The organism is Vibrio sp. 1978, assembly GCF_033344345.1.
This window is the reverse complement of the sequence record NZ_JAWPOP010001055.1, coordinates 1-511: the sequence shown is the minus strand read 5'-3', so window position 1 is coordinate 511 and position 511 is coordinate 1. Positions and strand designations below refer to the sequence as shown.

Below are 511 nucleotides of genomic sequence, written 5' to 3'. Positions count from 1 at the left end.
GTACGAAATGGATGTTGAGTCGGTGGTGGGCAAACTTGATATGCTTGGTTATCAGTACGACCCACTCACCAATCAATTCAAAGCGTACGAACGCTAGTCTCAATCGATTCCTTGTTGTTAAGCCATCTTGATGCCGTCAAGATGGCTTTTGCATTGTTGTCTCGCCGTCGCAAAGAAGGCTTGCAGATAACGCTTATCTTTTTCAGAGTTACGCGTTGCTGCGAACAGACGACGCCACAAACCTTTGCCAAATGGTTTACTGGTGATTAACCCCTGACGAGAAAACTCGGATATCGCCCAGTTTGGCAACGCCGCAACGCCCAACCCTGCCGAAACCATTTGCACCAGCATTAAGGTATTGTCCGCTTGCTTCCATCTGGCAGGCTCGACGCCGGCCGGCTGCAAGAAGTGCTTAACAACGTCCAATCTTTGTTTTTGAACCGGATAAGAGCGCATAGTTTGATCGGCAAGATCTTGTGGTTCGCTAATTTCTTTGTCAGCTCATGGATGA

Annotated in this window: 1 pseudogene; it reads right to left on the bottom strand. The window is 48.3% G+C overall.

The features are described from left to right. Nucleotides 1–117: 117 nt before the first annotated feature. A pseudogene (locus tag R8N49_RS30620) lies at nt 118–501 on the bottom strand (LysR substrate-binding domain-containing protein); the annotation flags it as partial. Between the last annotated feature and the right edge of the window lie 10 nt (nt 502–511).